The sequence below is a fragment of the Synechococcus sp. R6-10 genome, assembly GCF_047461815.1.
Taxonomy (GTDB): Bacteria; Cyanobacteriota; Cyanobacteriia; order Thermostichales; family Thermostichaceae; genus Thermostichus.
Map to the genome: position 1 here is coordinate 1 of NZ_JANSHW010000613.1, position 867 is coordinate 867.

The window sequence follows — 867 nt, forward strand, 5'->3', positions numbered from 1 at the left end:
CTCCGTCCCGCTGACGCGAACAGAGATAGGCAGGATGCGATCGCTTCTTTCCTGAACCATGTTCAGGAGAGTCCAGCGTGAATGTATCAGGCTCAACAAAGTACCTCAAGTCATCTAGGGAAGACTGCTCGACGAGTAGTCCTGGGATCCAGACTGGAGAGAGCGGCGGGCCAGCTTGGCATAGGTCTTCACCGTCTCGTAGGGCATCTCCAAATCAGCGGCGATCTGTTGTAAGCTCTCTCCACCTTCGCGGCGGGCCAGGATCGTCGCCCACAGTTGGGCAGTTTTTTCGGCGCGGGATCCCCCTTGTCGTTGCCGCTGGCTGAGAAAGAGGGCGCTCAGCTCCTCGATCCGCTGGGCCACCTGCTCTTCCCGGGAAGGGACAGGGGAGGCGGGTAGCTCTTCGGCCAACCAACCCAGGCGGGTTTGCCCTAGCCCAAAGGGGGTTTTGTGGCCGGTGCCGCAGTAGGGGGCAAGGTGGATCAGGGCTTGGAGCTGCTGCTGCAACAGCTCAGGCGCACGGGAGGAGACAGCCAACTGCACACAGCCGATGAATCCCGTCACGGATCCCTGGCGGCCGGCGGTGGTTTTGACCGATTCCAGCCGGTGCCGCTGGATGACCACTTCCCCATCCACCCAATCCAGAAAAGGTTCTACCTCGATGGGCAGGCCGGAAAAATCGTTCCAACGGCGCAAATAGCTGTGGAACAGGTTGCGAGGGATCGGCAGCGGCAGATGGTGGCCCCGGTGGCGAAAGCTGGTGGGCGAGACGAAGGAAAGGCTCCAGGAGCGGGGGGAAAGAGGCTGCTCCAACAGTTGACGATAGGTGCGCGGGGGGATCGAGATCTGCCATCCCAGGATCTGTAG

The 867-nt window shown here is 61.2% G+C and carries 1 protein-coding gene; it reads right to left on the reverse strand.

Features of this window, described 5'->3' with window-relative positions:
- Positions 1-114 precede the first annotated feature (114 nt).
- A partial coding sequence (cas6, locus tag NW837_RS14560; protein WP_414332290.1) for a CRISPR system precrRNA processing endoribonuclease RAMP protein Cas6 occupies positions 115-867 on the reverse strand: 753 nt, incomplete at its 5' end.